General features: G+C 62.7%; 14 protein-coding genes. 7 read left to right on the top strand and 7 right to left on the bottom strand.

Annotated elements, in window-relative coordinates; genetic code table 11:
* Nucleotides 1–36 precede the first annotated feature (36 nt).
* Nucleotides 37–1,497 carry a D-alanyl-D-alanine carboxypeptidase/D-alanyl-D-alanine endopeptidase gene (dacB, locus tag JN756_RS24185; RefSeq protein WP_201021437.1) on the top strand — a complete coding sequence of 487 codons (1,461 nt, stop codon included), beginning with the start codon at nt 37–39 and terminating at the stop codon, nt 1,495–1,497.
* Nucleotides 1,498–1,554: 57 nt separating this feature from the next.
* Here dacB and JN756_RS24190 read toward each other — a convergent pair whose 3' ends face one another.
* Both JN756_RS24190 and rlmKL read right to left on the bottom strand, forming a co-directional pair.
* Nucleotides 1,555–3,939, bottom strand: coding sequence for a sensor domain-containing diguanylate cyclase (locus JN756_RS24190; RefSeq protein WP_201021438.1), 2,385 nt, complete (start codon nt 3,937–3,939; stop codon nt 1,555–1,557).
* A gap of 139 nt (nt 3,940–4,078) precedes the next feature.
* Nucleotides 4,079–6,349, bottom strand: coding sequence for a bifunctional 23S rRNA (guanine(2069)-N(7))-methyltransferase RlmK/23S rRNA (guanine(2445)-N(2))-methyltransferase RlmL (gene rlmKL, locus JN756_RS24195; RefSeq protein ID WP_017845222.1), 2,271 nt, complete (start codon nt 6,347–6,349; stop codon nt 4,079–4,081).
* 530 nt (nt 6,350–6,879) lie between these two features.
* Here rlmKL and rmf point away from each other — a divergent pair.
* The gene (rmf, locus tag JN756_RS24200) at nt 6,880–7,095 is read left to right on the top strand and encodes a ribosome modulation factor (protein ID WP_002553055.1); all 216 of its coding nucleotides are present in this window, start codon (nt 6,880–6,882) and stop codon (nt 7,093–7,095) included.
* A gap of 124 nt (nt 7,096–7,219) precedes the next feature.
* Here the strand turns inward: rmf and JN756_RS24205 are convergent, their stop codons facing one another.
* The 5 genes from JN756_RS24205 to sctC form a co-directional block, all read right to left on the bottom strand.
* Nucleotides 7,220–8,248 carry a quinone-dependent dihydroorotate dehydrogenase gene (locus JN756_RS24205; RefSeq protein ID WP_046382434.1) on the bottom strand — a complete coding sequence of 343 codons (1,029 nt, stop codon included), beginning with the start codon at nt 8,246–8,248 and terminating at the stop codon, nt 7,220–7,222.
* A gap of 86 nt (nt 8,249–8,334) precedes the next feature.
* Nucleotides 8,335–8,796 (bottom strand): transglycosylase SLT domain-containing protein, encoded by a 462-nt coding sequence (locus JN756_RS24210; RefSeq protein ID WP_046382433.1) that lies wholly within the window; start codon nt 8,794–8,796, stop codon nt 8,335–8,337.
* Nucleotides 8,797–8,803: 7 nt separating this feature from the next.
* Nucleotides 8,804–9,181: a winged helix-turn-helix domain-containing protein gene (locus tag JN756_RS24215; protein ID WP_057003808.1), complete on the bottom strand. Its 378-nt coding sequence runs from the start codon at nt 9,179–9,181 to the stop codon at nt 8,804–8,806.
* A gap of 168 nt (nt 9,182–9,349) precedes the next feature.
* Complete coding sequence (locus tag JN756_RS24220) at nt 9,350–9,565, bottom strand: FliM/FliN family flagellar motor switch protein (RefSeq protein WP_017845218.1); 216 nt, start codon at nt 9,563–9,565, stop codon at nt 9,350–9,352.
* Between the two features lie 14 nt (nt 9,566–9,579).
* Nucleotides 9,580–11,046 (bottom strand): type III secretion system outer membrane ring subunit SctC, encoded by a 1,467-nt coding sequence (sctC, locus tag JN756_RS24225; protein ID WP_057003807.1) that lies wholly within the window; start codon nt 11,044–11,046, stop codon nt 9,580–9,582.
* Between the two features lie 273 nt (nt 11,047–11,319).
* Here sctC and JN756_RS24230 point away from each other — a divergent pair, with 273 nt between their 5' ends.
* From JN756_RS24230 to cobA, 5 genes are all read left to right on the top strand, one after another.
* Nucleotides 11,320–12,546, top strand: a complete 1,227-nt coding sequence (locus JN756_RS24230) for a CmpA/NrtA family ABC transporter substrate-binding protein (protein WP_017845216.1) — start codon at nt 11,320–11,322, stop codon at nt 12,544–12,546.
* Nucleotides 12,547–12,559: 13 nt separating this feature from the next.
* Nucleotides 12,560–13,135 (top strand): ANTAR domain-containing response regulator, encoded by a 576-nt coding sequence (locus tag JN756_RS24235; RefSeq protein ID WP_046382429.1) that lies wholly within the window; start codon nt 12,560–12,562, stop codon nt 13,133–13,135.
* A gap of 235 nt (nt 13,136–13,370) precedes the next feature.
* Nucleotides 13,371–14,582 carry a nitrate/nitrite transporter gene (locus JN756_RS24240; RefSeq protein WP_017845214.1) on the top strand — a complete coding sequence of 404 codons (1,212 nt, stop codon included), beginning with the start codon at nt 13,371–13,373 and terminating at the stop codon, nt 14,580–14,582.
* Nucleotides 14,582–16,252: a bifunctional protein-serine/threonine kinase/phosphatase gene (locus tag JN756_RS24245; protein ID WP_046382428.1), complete on the top strand. Its 1,671-nt coding sequence runs from the start codon at nt 14,582–14,584 to the stop codon at nt 16,250–16,252. Before JN756_RS24240 ends, JN756_RS24245 begins: the two co-directional genes overlap by 1 nt.
* 26 nt (nt 16,253–16,278) lie before the next feature.
* Nucleotides 16,279–17,022 carry a uroporphyrinogen-III C-methyltransferase gene (gene cobA, locus JN756_RS24250; protein ID WP_017845212.1) on the top strand — a complete coding sequence of 248 codons (744 nt, stop codon included), beginning with the start codon at nt 16,279–16,281 and terminating at the stop codon, nt 17,020–17,022.
* Nucleotides 17,023–17,065 lie beyond the last annotated feature (43 nt).

Here is a 17,065-nt window from a genome sequence, read left to right on the forward strand (position 1 = left end):
TTTTTCACCCTCCTCAGCAGTAGGGTTTTATTCCTTATGATCAAATCTTTGCGTCCATTGCTCCTTGCCGGCGTTCTCCTGCCGCTGGCTTTTTCCGCCACCGCCGCCCCGATCAATAACACCCTGCCACCCAACGTTGCACAGGCCCTGCAGAAGGCCAAGTTGCAGAACACCGCATTGTCCCTGGTGATGCTGCCGTTGAACGGCCCCGGCCCCCCCACCGTCTTCAATGCCGACGTCTCGGTGAACCCGGCCTCCACCATGAAGCTGGTCACCACCTACGCAGCCCTGGAAATGCTCGGCCCCAACCACCAGTGGAAGACCGAGTTCTACACCGACGGCACCCTCAGCGGTGGTGTATTGCGCGGCAACCTGTACCTCAAGGGCGGCGGCGATCCCAAGCTGAACATGGAAAAACTCTGGCTGCTGATGCGCGACCTGCGGGCCAATGGCGTGCAGCAAGTCACCGGCGATCTGGTGCTGGACCGTAGCTTCTTTATCCCGCCGCAACTGCCGGAATTCAATGACGACGGCAATGACGAGAACAAACCGTTCCTGGTCAAGCCCGATGCCTTGCTGGTCAACCTCAAGGCCCTGCGCTTCGTGACCCGCAACGATTCGGGACGCGTGATCGTGTCGGTCGAGCCGCCGATCGCCAGCATTCGCATCGACAATCAGGTCAAGGCGTCCAACGCCAAGCAATGTACCGGCGACGTGCGCTACAACCCGGTGACGGCGGCGGATGGCAGCATCACCGTGACCGTCAGCGGCCAGTTGGGCGATGGCTGCAGCTCGCAGACCTACTTGTCGTTGCTCGACCACGCCACGTACACCGCCGGCGCCGTGCGGGCGATCTGGCAGGAGTTGGGCGGCACCATCCAGGGCCGTGACATCCAGGCACCGGTGCCCAAGGACGCCAAGGTACTGGCGCGGGCCTTCTCGCCGGACCTGGCGGAAATCATCCGCGACATCAACAAATACAGTAACAACACCATGGCCCAGCAGTTGTTCCTGAGCCTGGGCGCGCAGTTCCGCAACGACGCCGACGGCGACGATGCCAAGGCCGCGCAACGCGTGGTACGCCAGTGGCTGGCGAAAAAAGGCATCACCTCACCGCACCTGGTGATGGAGAACGGTTCGGGCCTGTCCCGTGCCGAACGCGTCAGCGCGCGTGAGATGGCAGCCATGTTGCAAGCCGCGTGGAGAAGCCCCTACGCCGCGGAATACATCAGCTCGATGCCAATCGCCGGCACCGACGGCACCATGCGTAAACGCCTGAAGACCACCGCCATGCGCGGTGAAGCCCACGTCAAGACCGGTACCTTGAACACCGTGCGCGCCATCGCCGGGTTCAGCCGCGACAACAACGGCAATACCTGGGTGGTGGTGGCGATCCTCAACGATCCGAAGCCGTGGGGTGCGTCGTCGGTGCTCGACCAGGTGCTGCTGGACCTGTACCGCCAGCCGAAGCTGGCGGCAGCGGCGCCAGTCCTCTAGACACCGCCACAACCTGTGGGCAAACCCGCGCCCACAGGTTGTGTACGACGTCGACATTCACACCGGCAAGCGTTCCGCTTCGACCCGATCCCTGCCCGCCTGCTTGGCCACGTACACCGCCGAATCCGCGCGCAGCAGTAACCCGTCGATCCCCTCATCGACCCGCCAACTGGCCACCCCGAAGCTGGCGGTGACGACTCCCACCGTCCCCATCGGCGCATCGCGCAGCGCCCGCCATAGCTCCATCGCCAAACCGTAGGCCTGGGCGCCGTCGGTGTTGGGGCACAACACCATGAACTCCTCGCCACCCAGGCGACAGAACACATCGGAGCGGCGCAAGCGCTGGCTGATGCGCTTGCACAGTTCCTGCAACACCCCGTCGCCGACCGCATGGCCGTACTGGTCGTTGATACGCTTGAAGTGATCGATATCCAGCATGATCACCGACAACGCCCCCGAGGTGCGATTGAGGCGGACCATCTCAGCCTTGAGACGATCCTGGAAATACCGACGGTTATGGATCCCGGTGAGGGCATCGGTGATGGACAGCGCGCGCAGTTCTTCTTCCACGCGCTTGAGATCGGAAATGTCCGACACATAGCCATGCCACAGCGTACCGCCGCCCGGCAGTTCTTCCGGCGTGGCCTCACCGCGAATCCAGCGCAGGCCCCGTTGCGGCAATTGCACGCGGTACTCTTCGCGCCAGTGGCTCAATTGCAGCGCGGATAAGCGGATCGACGCACGCACCCGCTCGACGTCCAGCGGGTGGATGCGCTCCAAGACCTGCGTTGCATCCCGTTGCAGCACCCCTGTGTCGATCTCATAGATATCGCGCATGCCATCACTGGCGTAGACAAACCGCCACTTGTCCTGGGGTTCCAGAGTGAATTGGAAGATCCCGCCCGGGACATGGGCGCTGAGCTTTTTCAGCAGACGGTCGCGCACGGCCAGGGCCTCGTAGGCGCGTTTTTGCTCGGTGACATCCAGGTACATCGCCAGGTGCCCGACCCATAAGCCATGGTCATCCAGCAACACGGTGCCCAACATATTCACCGTCAAACGGCTGCCATCCTCGCGCACCAAGGTCCACTCGCGCGCCTCGTGCGGGCTGCCCGGGCTTTCCACCAGCATCGCCTGGCTCGGCGGGATTCGCCGGCCCAATGCAATGCTCAGACTCGCCGCACGCACATCCAGCTCCGCCGCCACATGCAGGCTCTCCAGGGTCGAGCGGCCGAGTATGTGCTCGGCCTTGAACCCCAGCATCTGCTCGGCACCGGCGTTGAAGGTGTTGATCACGCCGTGCAAGTCGGTGGCAATGATCGCAACCTGCGTCGCGGCGTTCAGCACACTGCGTAACTGGCCATGGGCGCTGCGCAGTTCCTGCTCGCGCAGGCGTAGCTGCACGGTACGCTGCTCCACCAGTTTCAAGGCGCGCTGACGCTGGCTGACCAACATATAGAGCAAGACACTGAGCAACAGGCTGAAGAGCCCGCCCACGGCCAGGATCGGGACCAACGACGAGCCGTTGCCCTGTTCGAACACCTGGCTGGGGCGCAGGTTCAGGGCGTAGACATGATCGCCGAGGGTGAGGCGACGCGCGGCGACCAGATCGCTGTCGGCCAGGGCATTGCTGGATTCGTACAACAGGCGCCCTTGCTGGTCGGAAGTGTCGACGATCTGCGTCACCAGATTATCGCGATCCGACTTGGGCAAGCCGTCGGCCATCAACTGGCGCATGCTGATCACGGCCATCACAAAGCCGTAGGGTTCTGTTCCGCCCGGGGAGACGACCGGCGCGACCAATAACACCCCGGTGGCATAGGCCGGTTCCACCCCCACCAACTGCATGGGCTGGGACACGGCCAGCTTGCCGCTCGCTTGTGCGCGCTCCAGGGTCGAGCGCCGCAGCGGCTGGGCCAGCAGGTCAAAGCCCAGCGGCGAACCGAGCAGGCTTCGGGTCTGGCTGTACAGGACCGGCACGTATTCATCGCGCTCCACCGCCGGGGCCAACTCACCGCGTGAATTCAGTTCCCGTATGCTGAACGGCAGACCGCGCTGGCGCGATACGTCCTGTTCAAACTGAGCGCGCTGATCACGCATAACCCGCGGCGCCCAGGCGTAGGCCCGGGAACGCAGCAGCAAAGGCTGGGCGAAACCGTCGAACTCGTCGCGGGACACATCATTGGAATTGACGAAGAAGCGTTGCAGGCTGGTCAGGCGTTGCTCCTGATCCTCGAAACGCTCCTGCAGACGGGTGAATCGCTCATTGACCAACAGCTGGAAACGCTGGCGCCCCTGCTGTTGATAGAGGTCGGATGTCGCCCAGGCGACGATGATCGTCAAGGCGCTACCGCCCAGAAACACCACCAATGCCATCAACCAAGCCGATACCTGCTCATTGATAAAACCTAGGATCTTCGGGCGAACGGCTTGCAACGGCATAGGCAACACTCACAACGCCAGCGTGTGGGGGGATCACTTTGGCCGGACATTTAGTTATAGCGAGCGGCCCTCCGTTTGACCAGCGTAAAAAAGCCGCAAGACCGGATAATTCCAGGCTTGCGGCTGATGGGTGGAGCAATCAGCGAGCAGTGATTTTCCAGGCCCGATGGATCTTCGCGTTACGCGCAAAATCCGGGTCGAGGGTCTTGTCGCTGATCTCCTCGACCGCGTAGCGTTCGCTGAGGTTGTCCTCAAGCACGAACTTGCGGAAGTTGTTCGAGAAGTACAGCACGCCGCCCGGTGCCAGGCGCGCCATGGCGAGGTCGAGCAGTTGCACGTGGTCGCGCTGCACGTCGAAGATCCCTTCCATGCGCTTGGAGTTGGAGAAGGTCGGCGGGTCGATGAAGATCAGGTCGAACTCATCGCGACTGGCTTCCAGCCACGCCATCACATCACCCTGCTCCAGGCGGTTCTTGTCGGAGAAACCGTTGAGGGAGAAGTTGCGGCGCGCCCAGTCCAGGTAGGTCTTGGACAGGTCGACGCTGGTCGTGGTGCGCGCGCCGCCCTTGGCCGCATGCACGCTGGCGGTGGCGGTGTAGCAATACAGGTTGAGGAAACGCTTGCCGGCCGCCTCTTTCTGGATACGCATACGCATCGGCCGGTGGTCGAGGAACAGGCCGGTGTCGAGGTAGTCGGTGAGGTTGACCAGCAGCTTCACGCCGCCTTCGCTGACCTCGGTAAACTTACCCTGGGCGCTCTGGCGTTCGTACTGCTTGGTGCCGCTCTGACGCTCGCGGCGCTTGACCACCACGCGGCTCTTGTCGATGTTCAGCGCCTGGGGAATGGCCGCCAATGCGTCGAACATGCGCGCGGAGGCTTTTTCCGGGTCGATGGATTTCGGCGCGGCGTATTCCTGCACATGGACCCAATCGTGATACAGGTCGATGGCCATGGAATATTCCGGCATGTCGGCATCGTAGACGCGGTAGCAATCCACGCCCTCACGCTTGGCCCACTTGCCCAGTTGCTTGAGGTTCTTTTGCAGGCGGTTGGCAAACATCTGCCCGCCTTCGCTCAGGCGCGCCTGTTCGACCACAGGGGCCGGCGCCGGTGCAGGTTTGATCGGGTTGCCGTTCTTGTTGTACTGACGCTCTTGCGGCTCGGTCGGGGCCTGGTCGTAGGCGGCTTGTTCACGTTCGGCCTGGCGCTGCTCCGGGGTGCGGCGCTCGCCGGTGACGAACTGGTCCGGGTTGACCTTGATCAGCAGCAATTTGCACGGCAAAGCGCCGTTCCAGAACGAATACTGCTTGTGACTGCGGATGCCCATGCGCTTGCCCAGGTCCGGCGCGCCGGTGAATACCGCCGCCTCCCAGCCCATGCATGCCTGGCGCAGACGCTCGCCGAGGTTCTGGTAGAGGTACAACAGGCTCGCTTCGTCGCCCAGGCGCTCGCCGTAGGGCGGGTTGCAGATCACCAGGCCTTTCTGGTTCTGGTCCGGGCGCGGCTCGAACGTGCCGACTTCGCCCTGGTACACCTTGATCCAATGGCTGAGACCGGCACGCTCGATGTTGTTGCGAGCAGGCTGGATCAAGCGCGGATCGGCTTCGTAGCCACGAATCCACAACGGCGGCTTGTTCATGCCGATGGCAGCGCGCTCGCTGGCCTCGGTGTGCAGTTTCTTCCACAACGCCGGGACGTGACCGAGCCAGGTGGTGAAACCCCACAGTTCGCGATTGAGGTTGGGCGCCATATCGGCGGCGATCATCGCGCCTTCCACCAGGAAGGTGCCGACGCCGCACATCGGGTCGGTCAACGCGCCGCCTTCCGCAGCGATGCGCGGCCAGCCGGCACGGATCAGGATGGCTGCAGCGAGGTTTTCCTTCAACGGTGCCGCGCCCTGCTGCAGGCGGTAACCGCGCTGGTGCAGGCTGTGGCCGGACAGGTCGAGGGAGAGAATCGCTTCGCCACGGTCCAGGCGCAGGTGGATGCGCAGGTCCGGGTTGATCTTGTCGATGGACGGACGCTCGCCGGTCGGGGTGCGCAGCTTGTCGACAATCGCATCCTTGACCTTCAGCGCGCCGAAGTGGGTGTTGTCGATGCCCGAGCCGTGACCGCTGAACTCCACCGCCAGGCTGCCGTCCGGGACCATGTGATCGGCCCAGTCGATATCCAGCACGCCATGGTAGAGGTCTTCGGCGTCCTTCATCGGGAAGCGCTTGAGGACCAGCAACACGCGGTTGGCCAGGCGCGACCAGAGGCACAGGCGGTAGGCGGTTTCCATGTCGGCCATGCCGCGCACGGCCGAGGTGTGCTCGCGGGCTTCCTCAAGGCCAAGCCCGACGGCTTCCTCGATCAGCAGGCCTTCGAGGCCCTTGGGGCAGGTGAGGAAGAGTTCAAAACGGTCCGACATGGGCAATCCAGGCTTTTCAGCAATAAATGAACGGGCGACGCATCGCCGGCTCGGTTTTCAATCAAGCACTTTTCTTGAAGAGTGCCCGCGTGGCACGAATGTGCCGTCCCACCCCGTCTGGCGGGCCTGTGGGCCTTGATTGACGGGGCAGAGAGATAAGTTATGCAACAAAAAGAAATATTCAGACCCTTCGTCGAATAATAACCGACTGCAACGGGCGGGCTTTTTCAGCAAGGGATTAAGCCATTCTCTTCGTAAGGCACATCATAGCCGGCTTTGCCCAATAAAAGGGGCGAAAAGCCATCCCAGCTTATGGCTATAACATCGTTATTGTTACGTGCTTATGACAAAACGATCATTGAATCCATGTGACCTATTGGTTAGAACTCAACACAGGTCAGCGCCACAACGGCACTGGCACATTGGCTCGCCACGCCGGCAGCGGGCCGCACCAACGGCAGAAAAACTCTGCCCGGCCTCAGACGAGGCCGAAGGATATCAAGACAGTCAACAAGTGAGGGAAACACCCTATGAGAAGACTTAAGCGTGATCCGTTGGAAAGAGCATTTTTACGCGGATATCAATACGGCGTTCATGGCAAATCCCGTGAGCTTTGCCCATTTACTCTACCGTCGGTACGCCAAGCCTGGATCAACGGCTGGCGAGAAGGACGCGGCGACAACTGGGACGGTATGACAGGCACTGCGGGCATCCACAGACTCAACGAACTTCACGCGGTCGGCTAATCAAGGGCATTCAATTCCGACACCAGCACGAATATAGCTAACGACTTAACCACGCACGCCCTATCCAGGCGGCGGGCTTCGGCCCAGGGGCTCCTCTTGAGGAGCCCTTTTTATTGGGCGTGTGTCAGGCCTTTTTGGGCAATGCCGCGATCGCGTCCACCGCCTCGCGAATCAGCGCCGGGCCTTTGTAGATAAAGCCGGAATACAGCTGCACCAGGCTCGCACCAGCGGCGATCTTCTCGGCCGCGTGCTTGCCTTCGGTGATACCGCCGACCGCGATGATCGGCAAGCGCCCGGCCAGCTCGGCGGCCAGCACCTTGACGATGTGCGTGCTCTTGTCACGCACTGGAGCGCCCGACAAGCCGCCCGCCTCGTCGCCATGGGCCAGGCCTTCAACGCCGACACGGCTGAGGGTGGTGTTGGTGGCAATCACCGCATCCATGCCTGACTCTACCAGGGCCTGGGCGACCAGCACGGTTTCTTCATCCGTCATGTCCGGGGCGATCTTGATCGCCAACGGCACACGCTTGCCATGGCGCACGGCGAGGTCTTCCTGGCGCAGGCGCAAGGCTTCGAGCAATTGCTTGAGGGAGTCACCGAACTGCAGGCTGCGCAGGCCCGGGGTGTTGGGCGAGCTGACGTTCACCGTGACGTAGCTGGCGTGGGCGTAGACCTTGTCCAGGCAGATCAGGTAGTCATCCACCGCGCGCTCCACCGGCGTATCGAAATTCTTGCCGATGTTGATCCCGAGGACGCCCTTGTACTTCGCCGCCTGGACCCGCGACAGCAGGTGATCGACACCGAGGTTGTTGAAGCCCATGCGGTTGATGATCGCCTCGGCCTCCGGCAGGCGAAAGATGCGCGGCTTGGGGTTGCCCGGTTGAGGGCGCGGGGTCACGGTGCCGATTTCGACGAAACCGAAACCCAACTGCGCAAAGCCATCGATGGCCGTACCGTTCTTGTCCAGGCCGGCAGCCAGCCCGACCGGGTTGGGAAAGTCGAGCCCCATCACCGAAACCGGCATTTTCGCCGGTGCCTTGCATACCAGGCCATTGAGCCCCAGGCGGCCACCGGCACCGATCAGGTCCAGGGACAGATCATGGGAAGTCTCCGGGGAGAGTTTGAACAACAGCTGGCGGGCCAGGGTATACATGGGCGGGCTAGACTCGGATGGCGGCGATAAGTGGCGGCGATTATAGCCGGGCTGGCGGCCTGCGTGCGAGGCGTGCCGCCCAATCGTCAGTAGCGATGCGCGACCAACGCTTCGTAACGGGCCCAGACCTTCTGTGCGTACTGCAAGCGCAACGCCTCACGCTGTGGACCCGGCCCCGGGCCTGCGTTGTAGGCGCCGATGGCCGTCCAGTTATAGCCGAAGCGCTGAACGAACTCGGCAAGAATCGAGGCCCCGACCTCTATTGACAGGCACGGCTCACTCAACAGCCGGTCTTCGGTGATGCCTAATTTGAGCAAGCGGGGCAAGTGAACGCTGTTGATCTGCATCAGGCCGATATCGCGGGAGCCGTTGCGATTGTTGTAATTCATCGCGCCCGCACGGTAACCCGACTCTACGGCGGCAATGGCCTGCAGCAATTCCGGCTCAAGATCGTAGCGACTGGCCACCTCGTCCCAACAATACGCCAGCGCCTTATTGCTGCCCATCAGCACCACCAGCAACAGGCCCTTGCGCCACGCATTGCGCATCCCGGGGCTACCTGCCACAGGCCGAACAAACATCGATAGGCTGCAACGAGGCGCGCTCGGCTGGCCGCACCGGGCATGTAAAGCGATAGCCCCTGCCATAGATCGTCTTGATAAACCCTTTGTCGGCGCGCAGATGTTTACGCAACGAATAAATGCAGCGTGTCAGCGATTCCTCCGACACCTCCCCCTGGCGCCAAGCCATTTCAAGCAAACAGTCTTTGGTCATCAGCGCACCACCGGACACCAACAACAAGCGCAGCACTTGCCATTCCTTGGGCGGCAACTGGATATCCGCGTCCTCGCCGGTCAAGCGTCCATCGCCATGCAGGGTCCAGCGGCCAAAGACCAGGGAAATCGTCATCCCTCCATCATTCACCACGGCCATACACACCTCTGCATCCAACCACTGACATTGAAATCCTGATTTCCAGAAATGGCGCATACGCCGACTGCACGACTATAAAAAAAGCCTCCCCGAGCCACCCTAGGAGAAAGCCCATATCAGCAGGGCTTTCCGGAATCGCCTTGTAAGAAATCTCACTGGAACTGATAACTAAGGCGATACCCACTCCTGGTAGACCTCAAGCAGCTCAACCCCCAGGCGGTCTTCCAACTGCACCAGCTCGCCCAGAGCCAGTAACTGACCGTTGACGCGCACTTCCACGCAATGGATGACCTCCGGTGCCAGCGGCAGCACTTTCCCCGGTGCAAACAACGCCAGCCGCTTGCGCGTGATCAGTTGTTCCTGCAAAAGAATTTCCAGATGCATGACGAGCGCCTACCTCATTGATCGACATCGCGAATCGACCGCGCAAACGCACGGTGCACCCGTTCGTATTGCGGCTGAGTCAGCGGTGGCGGCCCGACGGTGCCATCCAGGGTCTTGAGCTCGTTGCCCACGGCCCGGGCCTGAATCACAAACAGCCGTACTTCGGCACGCTGGCCAGGCGCAGTGGCACGCCCCTGCGCATCAACATCCCGGCGAAACCCGCCCAACCACAGGCGTTTCCCCTGTGGCATCCGAACGACACTGCTGACGCTGACCCGCCCGACTGCGGTCATTTTCTGACGCCGCCCCGCCTCGCCCATCTGGCGGTCATCCTCAAGGCTCAGCAGCATCTCGATCTCGTTCGCCTCGGCAAACCGCGGCAACGCGCTGACCTGGGTGCCATAGCGTATGGGTTTCCAGTCGGTGCGAGCGGCGGCGGGCCCCGGCACGTAGAGTGTGTGGTTATCCTGGAACACCGCAGGAACGTTCTCCTGGGTGAGAATCACCGGCAGTGTCACCACCCGCGCGCGCCGTCGTCGCTCCAGCACGGCGATCTGCGCCATCAGGCGATTGTCCTCCAACGGCTCCAGCACCCGGGTCGCCGAAGTTGATGTGTGGGTTTCCTCGGCCCAGGCCTGGTCGATTTTCTTCAGTTCGTCACGGTCCACATCCACCAGCCACAGCGAAACCTCGATCGCGCGCTTGGGCACATCCAGCTCCGCCACCAATTGCTCGATAAAACGCACCTGGGCAGGCTTGCCCTTGATCAGCAGGCTGTTGGTATCCGGGTAAGGAATCACGGCCAGGCTCTTGTCGGCCAGCAAGCCGGGCGGCCGTTGCGCGGGCGCCTGTTGTTCGCGGGAAAGCACGGTCTCGATCAGCGACGCCATGCCCGGCACATTGACCTTTTCCTCGCCCATGACGTACTCGCGGTCCGCCACATGGGTATTGAGCACCTGCACCACGCCAAACGCCTGCTGGCCCACACGGAGCGCGGCCCGCTGGCGGTCCATCAATTGCGTAAGGTGCAGCACCTGGTCGACATAGTTCGCCGGCCCGGACACATAGAACATCCGGCCCCCGCTCTCCCGCAGCGGGTAGCGGGACTCATCGAGCCCCGAGCGACGCATGAACTCGCGCAGCCTTGAGACGGAAATATGCCGCAGCGTCACCGCCGAGCTCTTCGCTTCATCTGCTGCGTAGAGGTAGAGCACCTGCCCGTCGCTGTACCAGATCAGGTGATGCTGCTCGGCTACCGCCTCCAGCACCTGCTGTGCCCGGCTGAAATCGTAGGTTCCGTCTACGCGTTGCCGAGCCGCCGCCCGGCTGACAACGACCGGCAGGCCGAGAGGCAGCGACAACGCGCTGAAAAACGTGTGCAGGCTTTCGTCCCGCGCCTGGTAAGTCTCACCCCGGGCAGACGCACAGCCCAGCATCAACACCGCGTAAAACAGCCAGCGGCACAGCCGATGGGCGGCCATCGTTGTCGGAGAATCAGCGTACACCGTGGGGTTTCCTGGGCAGTCTGGCATAGGGAAGCGGCCATACTGAAAGCCTGTGGCGTTTCAATCTTGATGGAAAGTTGACGGCGTAACACGCCGTTCCGCCCGTGGCATGTGCCTTGCTATGCACTCTGTATCAGAGCGCGCGCCAACGTCGGAGCGGGCTTACGGACAAAGGCGTCGTTACCCGCAATGGCTCGCGCCGCCATCTGAGGGAGCGACGCTTTTTTTTGAACGAAAAGGTAGGTGTTGATGAACGATTCGGACGGCAACAGCCCGATAAACGACCCGCTGGCCTGGGTCAACGGCAGTGACGCCCCGGAAAAGAGCAGCCTCGACCTGGGCTTCATGGCCTTGAGCGATTGCGCCTCGCTGGTGGTCGCGGCCACCCAGGGCTTCGCGCAACCCTATGGCTTGACACTGAACCTCAAGCGTCAGTCGTCGTGGGCCAACCTGCGCGACAAACTGGTCAGCGGCGAACTGGATGCCGCCCACAGCCTGTATGGGCTGATCTACGCCGTACACCTGGGCATCGGCGGCGTGGCCGCCACCGATATGGCGGTACTGATGGGGCTGAACCAGAACGGGCAGAGCATCAACCTGTCCCACGACCTGCAACAGCAAGGGGTGGTCACTCCTGAGGCACTGGATCGCCACGTGCACCAAAGCCGAACAAAACTGACCTTCGCCCAGACGTTTCCCACAGGCACCCACGCCATGTGGCTGTATTACTGGCTGGCGAGCCAAGGTATCCATCCATTGCAGGATGTGAACAGTGTGGTGGTACCGCCACCGCAAATGGTGGCGCACCTATTGGCCGGGCGCATCGACGGTTTTTGTGTCGGCGAACCCTGGAGCGCCAGTGCGGTGAAGCAGAACCAGGGCTTCACCCTGGCAACCAGCCAGGCGATCTGGCCGGACCACCCGGAAAAGGTGCTCGGCTGCACCCAAGCGTTCGTCGACCAATACCCCAACACCGCCCGCGTACTGGTGATGGCGATTCTGGAGGCCAGCCGCTTTATCGAGGCGAGCCACGAAAACCGCCGTTCCACCGCGCAGCTGCTCAGCGCCCGCGAGTACCTCGACGCGCCACTCGACTGCATAGAGCCGCGTCTGCTCGGGACTTACGACGATGGGCTTGGCAACCAGTGGCAAGATCCCCACGCACTGCGCTTTTTCGCCGATGGCGAGGTGAACGTGCCCTACCTCTCCGACGGCATGTGGTTCATGACCCAGTTTCGCCGCTGGGGCCTGTTGCGCGAAGACCCGGACTACCTCGGCATTGCCCGCCAAGTGCAGCAACTGGAGCTGTATCGCCAGGCAGCCGATGCCGTCGGCGTCACCGCGAACGTCCAGGACATGCGCAGCAGCCAACTGATCGACGGCAAGATCTGGGATGGCTCCGCCCCCGCCGCCTACGCCCGCAGCTTCCGCCTGCATGCCCTGGCTGACCACACCAGCCGCCACGCCTTGCGCTGACAGGAGGACCGATATGTTGCGAATCCTGTTGATCAACGACACACCGCGCAAGGTCGGGCGCCTCAAGGCGGCACTGACCGAGGCCGGGTTTGAGGTGATCGATGAGTCGGGCCTGACCATCGATCTGCCTGCGCGCGTCGAAACGGTGCGGCCGGACGTAATCCTGATCGATACCGAGTCACCCGGCCGCGATGTGATGGAGCAAGTGGTGCTGGTCAGCCGCGACCGACCGCATCCGATCGTGATGTTTACCGACGAGCACGACCCGGACGTCATGCGCCAGGCCATCAAATCCGGCGTCAGCGCCTACATTGTCGAAGGTATCCAGGCCCAACGCCTGCAGCCGATCCTCGACGTGGCCATGGCCCGCTTCGAAAGCGACCAGGCCCTGCGCGCCCAGCTGCAGGCCCGCGATCAACAGCTGGCCGAGCGCAAGCGCATCGAACTGGCCAAAGGCATGCTGATGAAAATGAAGAACTGCAACGAGGAAGAGGCCTACACCCTGATGCGCCGCCAGGCCATGAGCCGCCAGCAGAAACTGATCCAGGTGGCGGAGCAGATCATCGCCATGAGCGAGTTGCTGGGCTAACCCTCCTCGACAGCGGCTACGGCAGATTGGCCCAGGACTTGCTAAGTATTCAACACAGGTAACCAACGGCGGTTGCCCCTTCACGACAAAGACGTCGCACACCCGGTTTGCCCTCGCGAACCCGGTGGCGGCGTTTTTTTGTTTTGGCCCTTTGACACGGGGCCGGTGGGGCGGCCGTAGCCGGCTGTTCCATCACCAGGCCTTCTTACAAGACTCCCAACCGTTGAGGTGCGTGATGAAATCAAGCTTCTGGAAATCCGGGCACACCCCGACCCTGTTTGCCGCGTTCCTGTATTTCGACCTGAGCTTCATGGTCTGGTACCTACTGGGCCCGCTGGCGGTGCAGATCGCCGCCGACCTGCACCTGACCACGCAACAACGCGGCCTGGTGGTGGCGACCCCCATCCTGGCAGGCGCAGTGCTGCGTTTTCTGATGGGCATGCTGGCGGACAGACTCTCGCCCAAGACCGCCGGGCTGATCGGCCAGGTGATTGTGATCGCCGCACTCTTCGGCGCCTGGAAACTCGGCATCCACAGCTATGAACAAGCCCTGTTGCTGGGGCTGTGCCTGGGGATGGCCGGAGCGTCCTTCGCGGTCGCCCTACCGTTGGCGTCCCAGTGGTATCCCGCGGAGCACCAGGGCAAAGCCATGGGCATCGCCGGCGCCGGCAACTCGGGCACTGTGTTCGCAGCCATATTGGCACCGGTGCTTGCAGCGGCGTTCGGCTGGAGCAATGTGTTCGGTTTCGCCCTGATTCCGTTGATCCTGACCCTGATCATCTTCGCCTGGCTTGCGCGCAATGCCCCCGAACGCCCGAAGGCCAAATCCATGGCCGATTACTTCAAGGCCCTCGGCGACCGTGACAGCTGGTGGTTCATGTTTTTCTACAGCGTGACCTTCGGCGGCTTTATCGGCCTGGCCAGCGCCCTGCCCGGCTACTTCAACGACCAATACGGCCTGAGCCCGGTGACCGCCGGCTACTACACCGCCGCCTGCGTGTTCGGCGGTAGCCTGATGCGCCCACTCGGCGGCGCCCTGGCCGACCGATTCGGCGGGATTCGCACGTTGCTGGGCATGTACAGCGTGGCGGCGATCTGCATCGCTGCGGTGGGTTTCAACTTGCCCAGCTCCTACGCGGCCCTGGCACTGTTCGTCTGCACCATGCTCGGCCTTGGCGCCGGTAATGGCGCGGTGTTCCAGTTGGTGCCCCAGCGTTTCCGCCGTGAGATCGGCGTAATGACCGGCCTGATCGGCATGGCCGGCGGTATCGGCGGCTTCGCCCTGGCGGCGGGCATGGGTGCGATCAAACAAAGCACCGGCAGCTATCAACTGGCCCTGTGGTTGTTCGCCAGCCTCGGCGTACTGGCCTGGTTCGGCCTGCACGGCGTCAAGCGCCGCTGGAGAACCACCTGGGGCTCGGCTGCCGTGACCGCCGCGCGCGTCTGATGAGCCTGCACCTGAGCGTCGCCCAGGCCAGCGCCATCGGCCCGCGCGCCGAGAACCAGGACGCCCTGCGTGTGGTCACGCCCCTGGCGGAGCTGGCCGCGAGCAAGGGTTACCTGTGCGCCATCGCCGACGGTGTCAGCCAATGCGCCGACGGCGGTCTGGCCGCACGCTCGACCTTGCAGGCGCTGGCCCTGGACTATTACGCCACGCCGCAAACCTGGGGTGTGGCCCAGGCGCTCGAACGTCTGTTGCTGGCGCAGAATCGCTGGCTGCGGGCCAATGGCGGTGGCCAGCCGTTGCTGACCACCCTCAGTGCCCTGGTGTTTCGCGGGCAACGCTTCACCTTGGCCCACGTCGGCGATTGCCGGGCGTATCGCTGGCTGGACGGCGAATTGCAGCGCATCAGCGAAGATCATGTATGGGAACAGCCGGGCATGCAGCATGTGCTCAAGCGCGCGCTCGGCCTGGATCAACACCTGGTGCTGGATTTTCTCGACGGCCAATTGCGCGAGGGCGAATGCTTCCTGCTGCTCAGCGACGGTGTGTGGGCGACTTTGGGTGATCACAGCATCAGTGCGATCCTGCGCGAGCAGACCGACCTCGATCTGGCGGTACACACCCTGGTCACCGCCGCACACCTGGCCGGCAGCCAGGACAACGCCAGTGCCCTGCTGGTACGCATCGATAAACTCGGCGCCGCGACCCTGGGCGACGCGCTGGTGCAATTGCAGCAATGGCCGCTGCCACCCGCGCTGAAAGCCGGGCAACAGTTCGAAGGCTGGCAGGTGGAAAGCGTATTGGCGCAAAGCCGCCAGTCGTTGCTGTACCGGGTCCGCGATGCCCAGCAGCAACCCTGGTTGCTGAAAACCCTGCCCCTCAGCCGTGACGATGACAACGACGCCGGTCAAGCCTTGCTGTCGGAGGAATGGTTTCTGCGGCGGGTGGCCGGGCGCGCGTTTCCTGAAGTCCACGCGGCCAGCGGGCGTCAGCACTTGTACTACGTGATGCGTGAATATCCGGGGCAAACCCTGGCGCAATTATTCCTGCAACAGGGCCCATTGCCCCTGGCGCAATGGCAATTCGTGGCCGAACGTTTACTGCGGGCGGTGGGTCTGTTGCATCGTCGGCAAATACTGCACCGTGACATCAAACCGGAGAACCTGCTGCTGGGTGACGATGGTGAGTTGCGCGTACTGGATTTCGGCCTGGCCTACTGCCCGGGTCTCTCCGAGGATCGCGCGCATGTACTGCCCGGCACACCAAGCTTTATCGCGCCCGAAGCGTTCCAGGGCGACCGTCCCACAGCCCAACAAGACTTATACAGCGTAGGTGTCAGCCTCTATTACTTGCTGACTGGGCATTACCCCTACGGTGAAATTGAGGCTTTCCAACGGCCCAGATTCACCCAACCGGTCAGCGCCAGCCGCTACCGCCCCGACCTGCCGGACTGGTTACCGCTCAGCCTCGAGCGCGCGGTGGCGGCTCAACCTGCACAACGCTATGAAACCGCCGAAGAATGGCTGCTGGTGCTGGAGCAGGCAGACCGACGGGAACTGAGTGTCCGCCCCCGGCCGTTGTTGGAGCGGGAACCCTTGAAGGTCTGGCGCACCCTGGGGTTGCTCTCGATGCTGATCAATCTGACGCTTCTTTACTTACTCTTTCACCGCTGACGTCATCTCTAGACGAGGGAAAACACATGAACGCAAAAGTCTGGCTGGTGGGCGCGGGCCCTGGCGACCCGGAGCTGTTGACCCTCAAGGCGGTTCGGGCGATGAACTGCGCCGATGTGGTGCTGATCGATGATCTGGTCAACCCGCAGGTACTGGAACACTGCACGGCAGCGCGGGTGATCACCGTCGGTAAACGTGGGGGCTGCCGCTCAACGCCGCAGGACTTCATCCACCGCCTGATGTTGCGCTACGCCCGCCAGGGCAAGTGCGTGGTACGGCTCAAGGGCGGCGACCCGTGCATTTTCGGGCGCGGTGGCGAAGAGGCGATGTGGCTGCGCGAACGCGGCGTCGAAGTCGAGTTGGTCAACGGGATCACAGCCGGGCTGGCGGGCGCGACGAACTGCGCGATTCCACTGACCTTGCGTGGTGTCAGCCGCGGCGTGACGCTGGTCACAGCGCACACCCAGGACGACAGCAGCCTTAATTGGCGCGCGCTGGCGGAAGGCGGGACGACACTGGTGATCTATATGGGGGTGGCGAAGCTGGAAGAGCTTCGTCAGCAGTTGCTGGAAGGCGGGATGGCCGCGGATATGCCCGTGGCAATGATCGAAAATGCCTCATTGCCGCAGCAGCGGGAGTGCCGTAGCCATTTGTCGCAGATGCACGAGGATGCACAGGCGTTCGCCCTGAAGAGCCCGGCGATCCTGGTGATCGGCAGTGTCGCCGCCACCTCGCAAGCAGCGAGCGTCGCAGCGGCAGCCAGCGCCTGAGGCAAACCCCAGGCGAAAAAAAACCCGGCCGAAGCCGGGTTTT

The organism is Pseudomonas sp. Y39-6 (assembly GCF_023651955.1).
Lineage (GTDB): Bacteria > Pseudomonadota > Gammaproteobacteria > Pseudomonadales > Pseudomonadaceae > Aquipseudomonas > Aquipseudomonas veronii.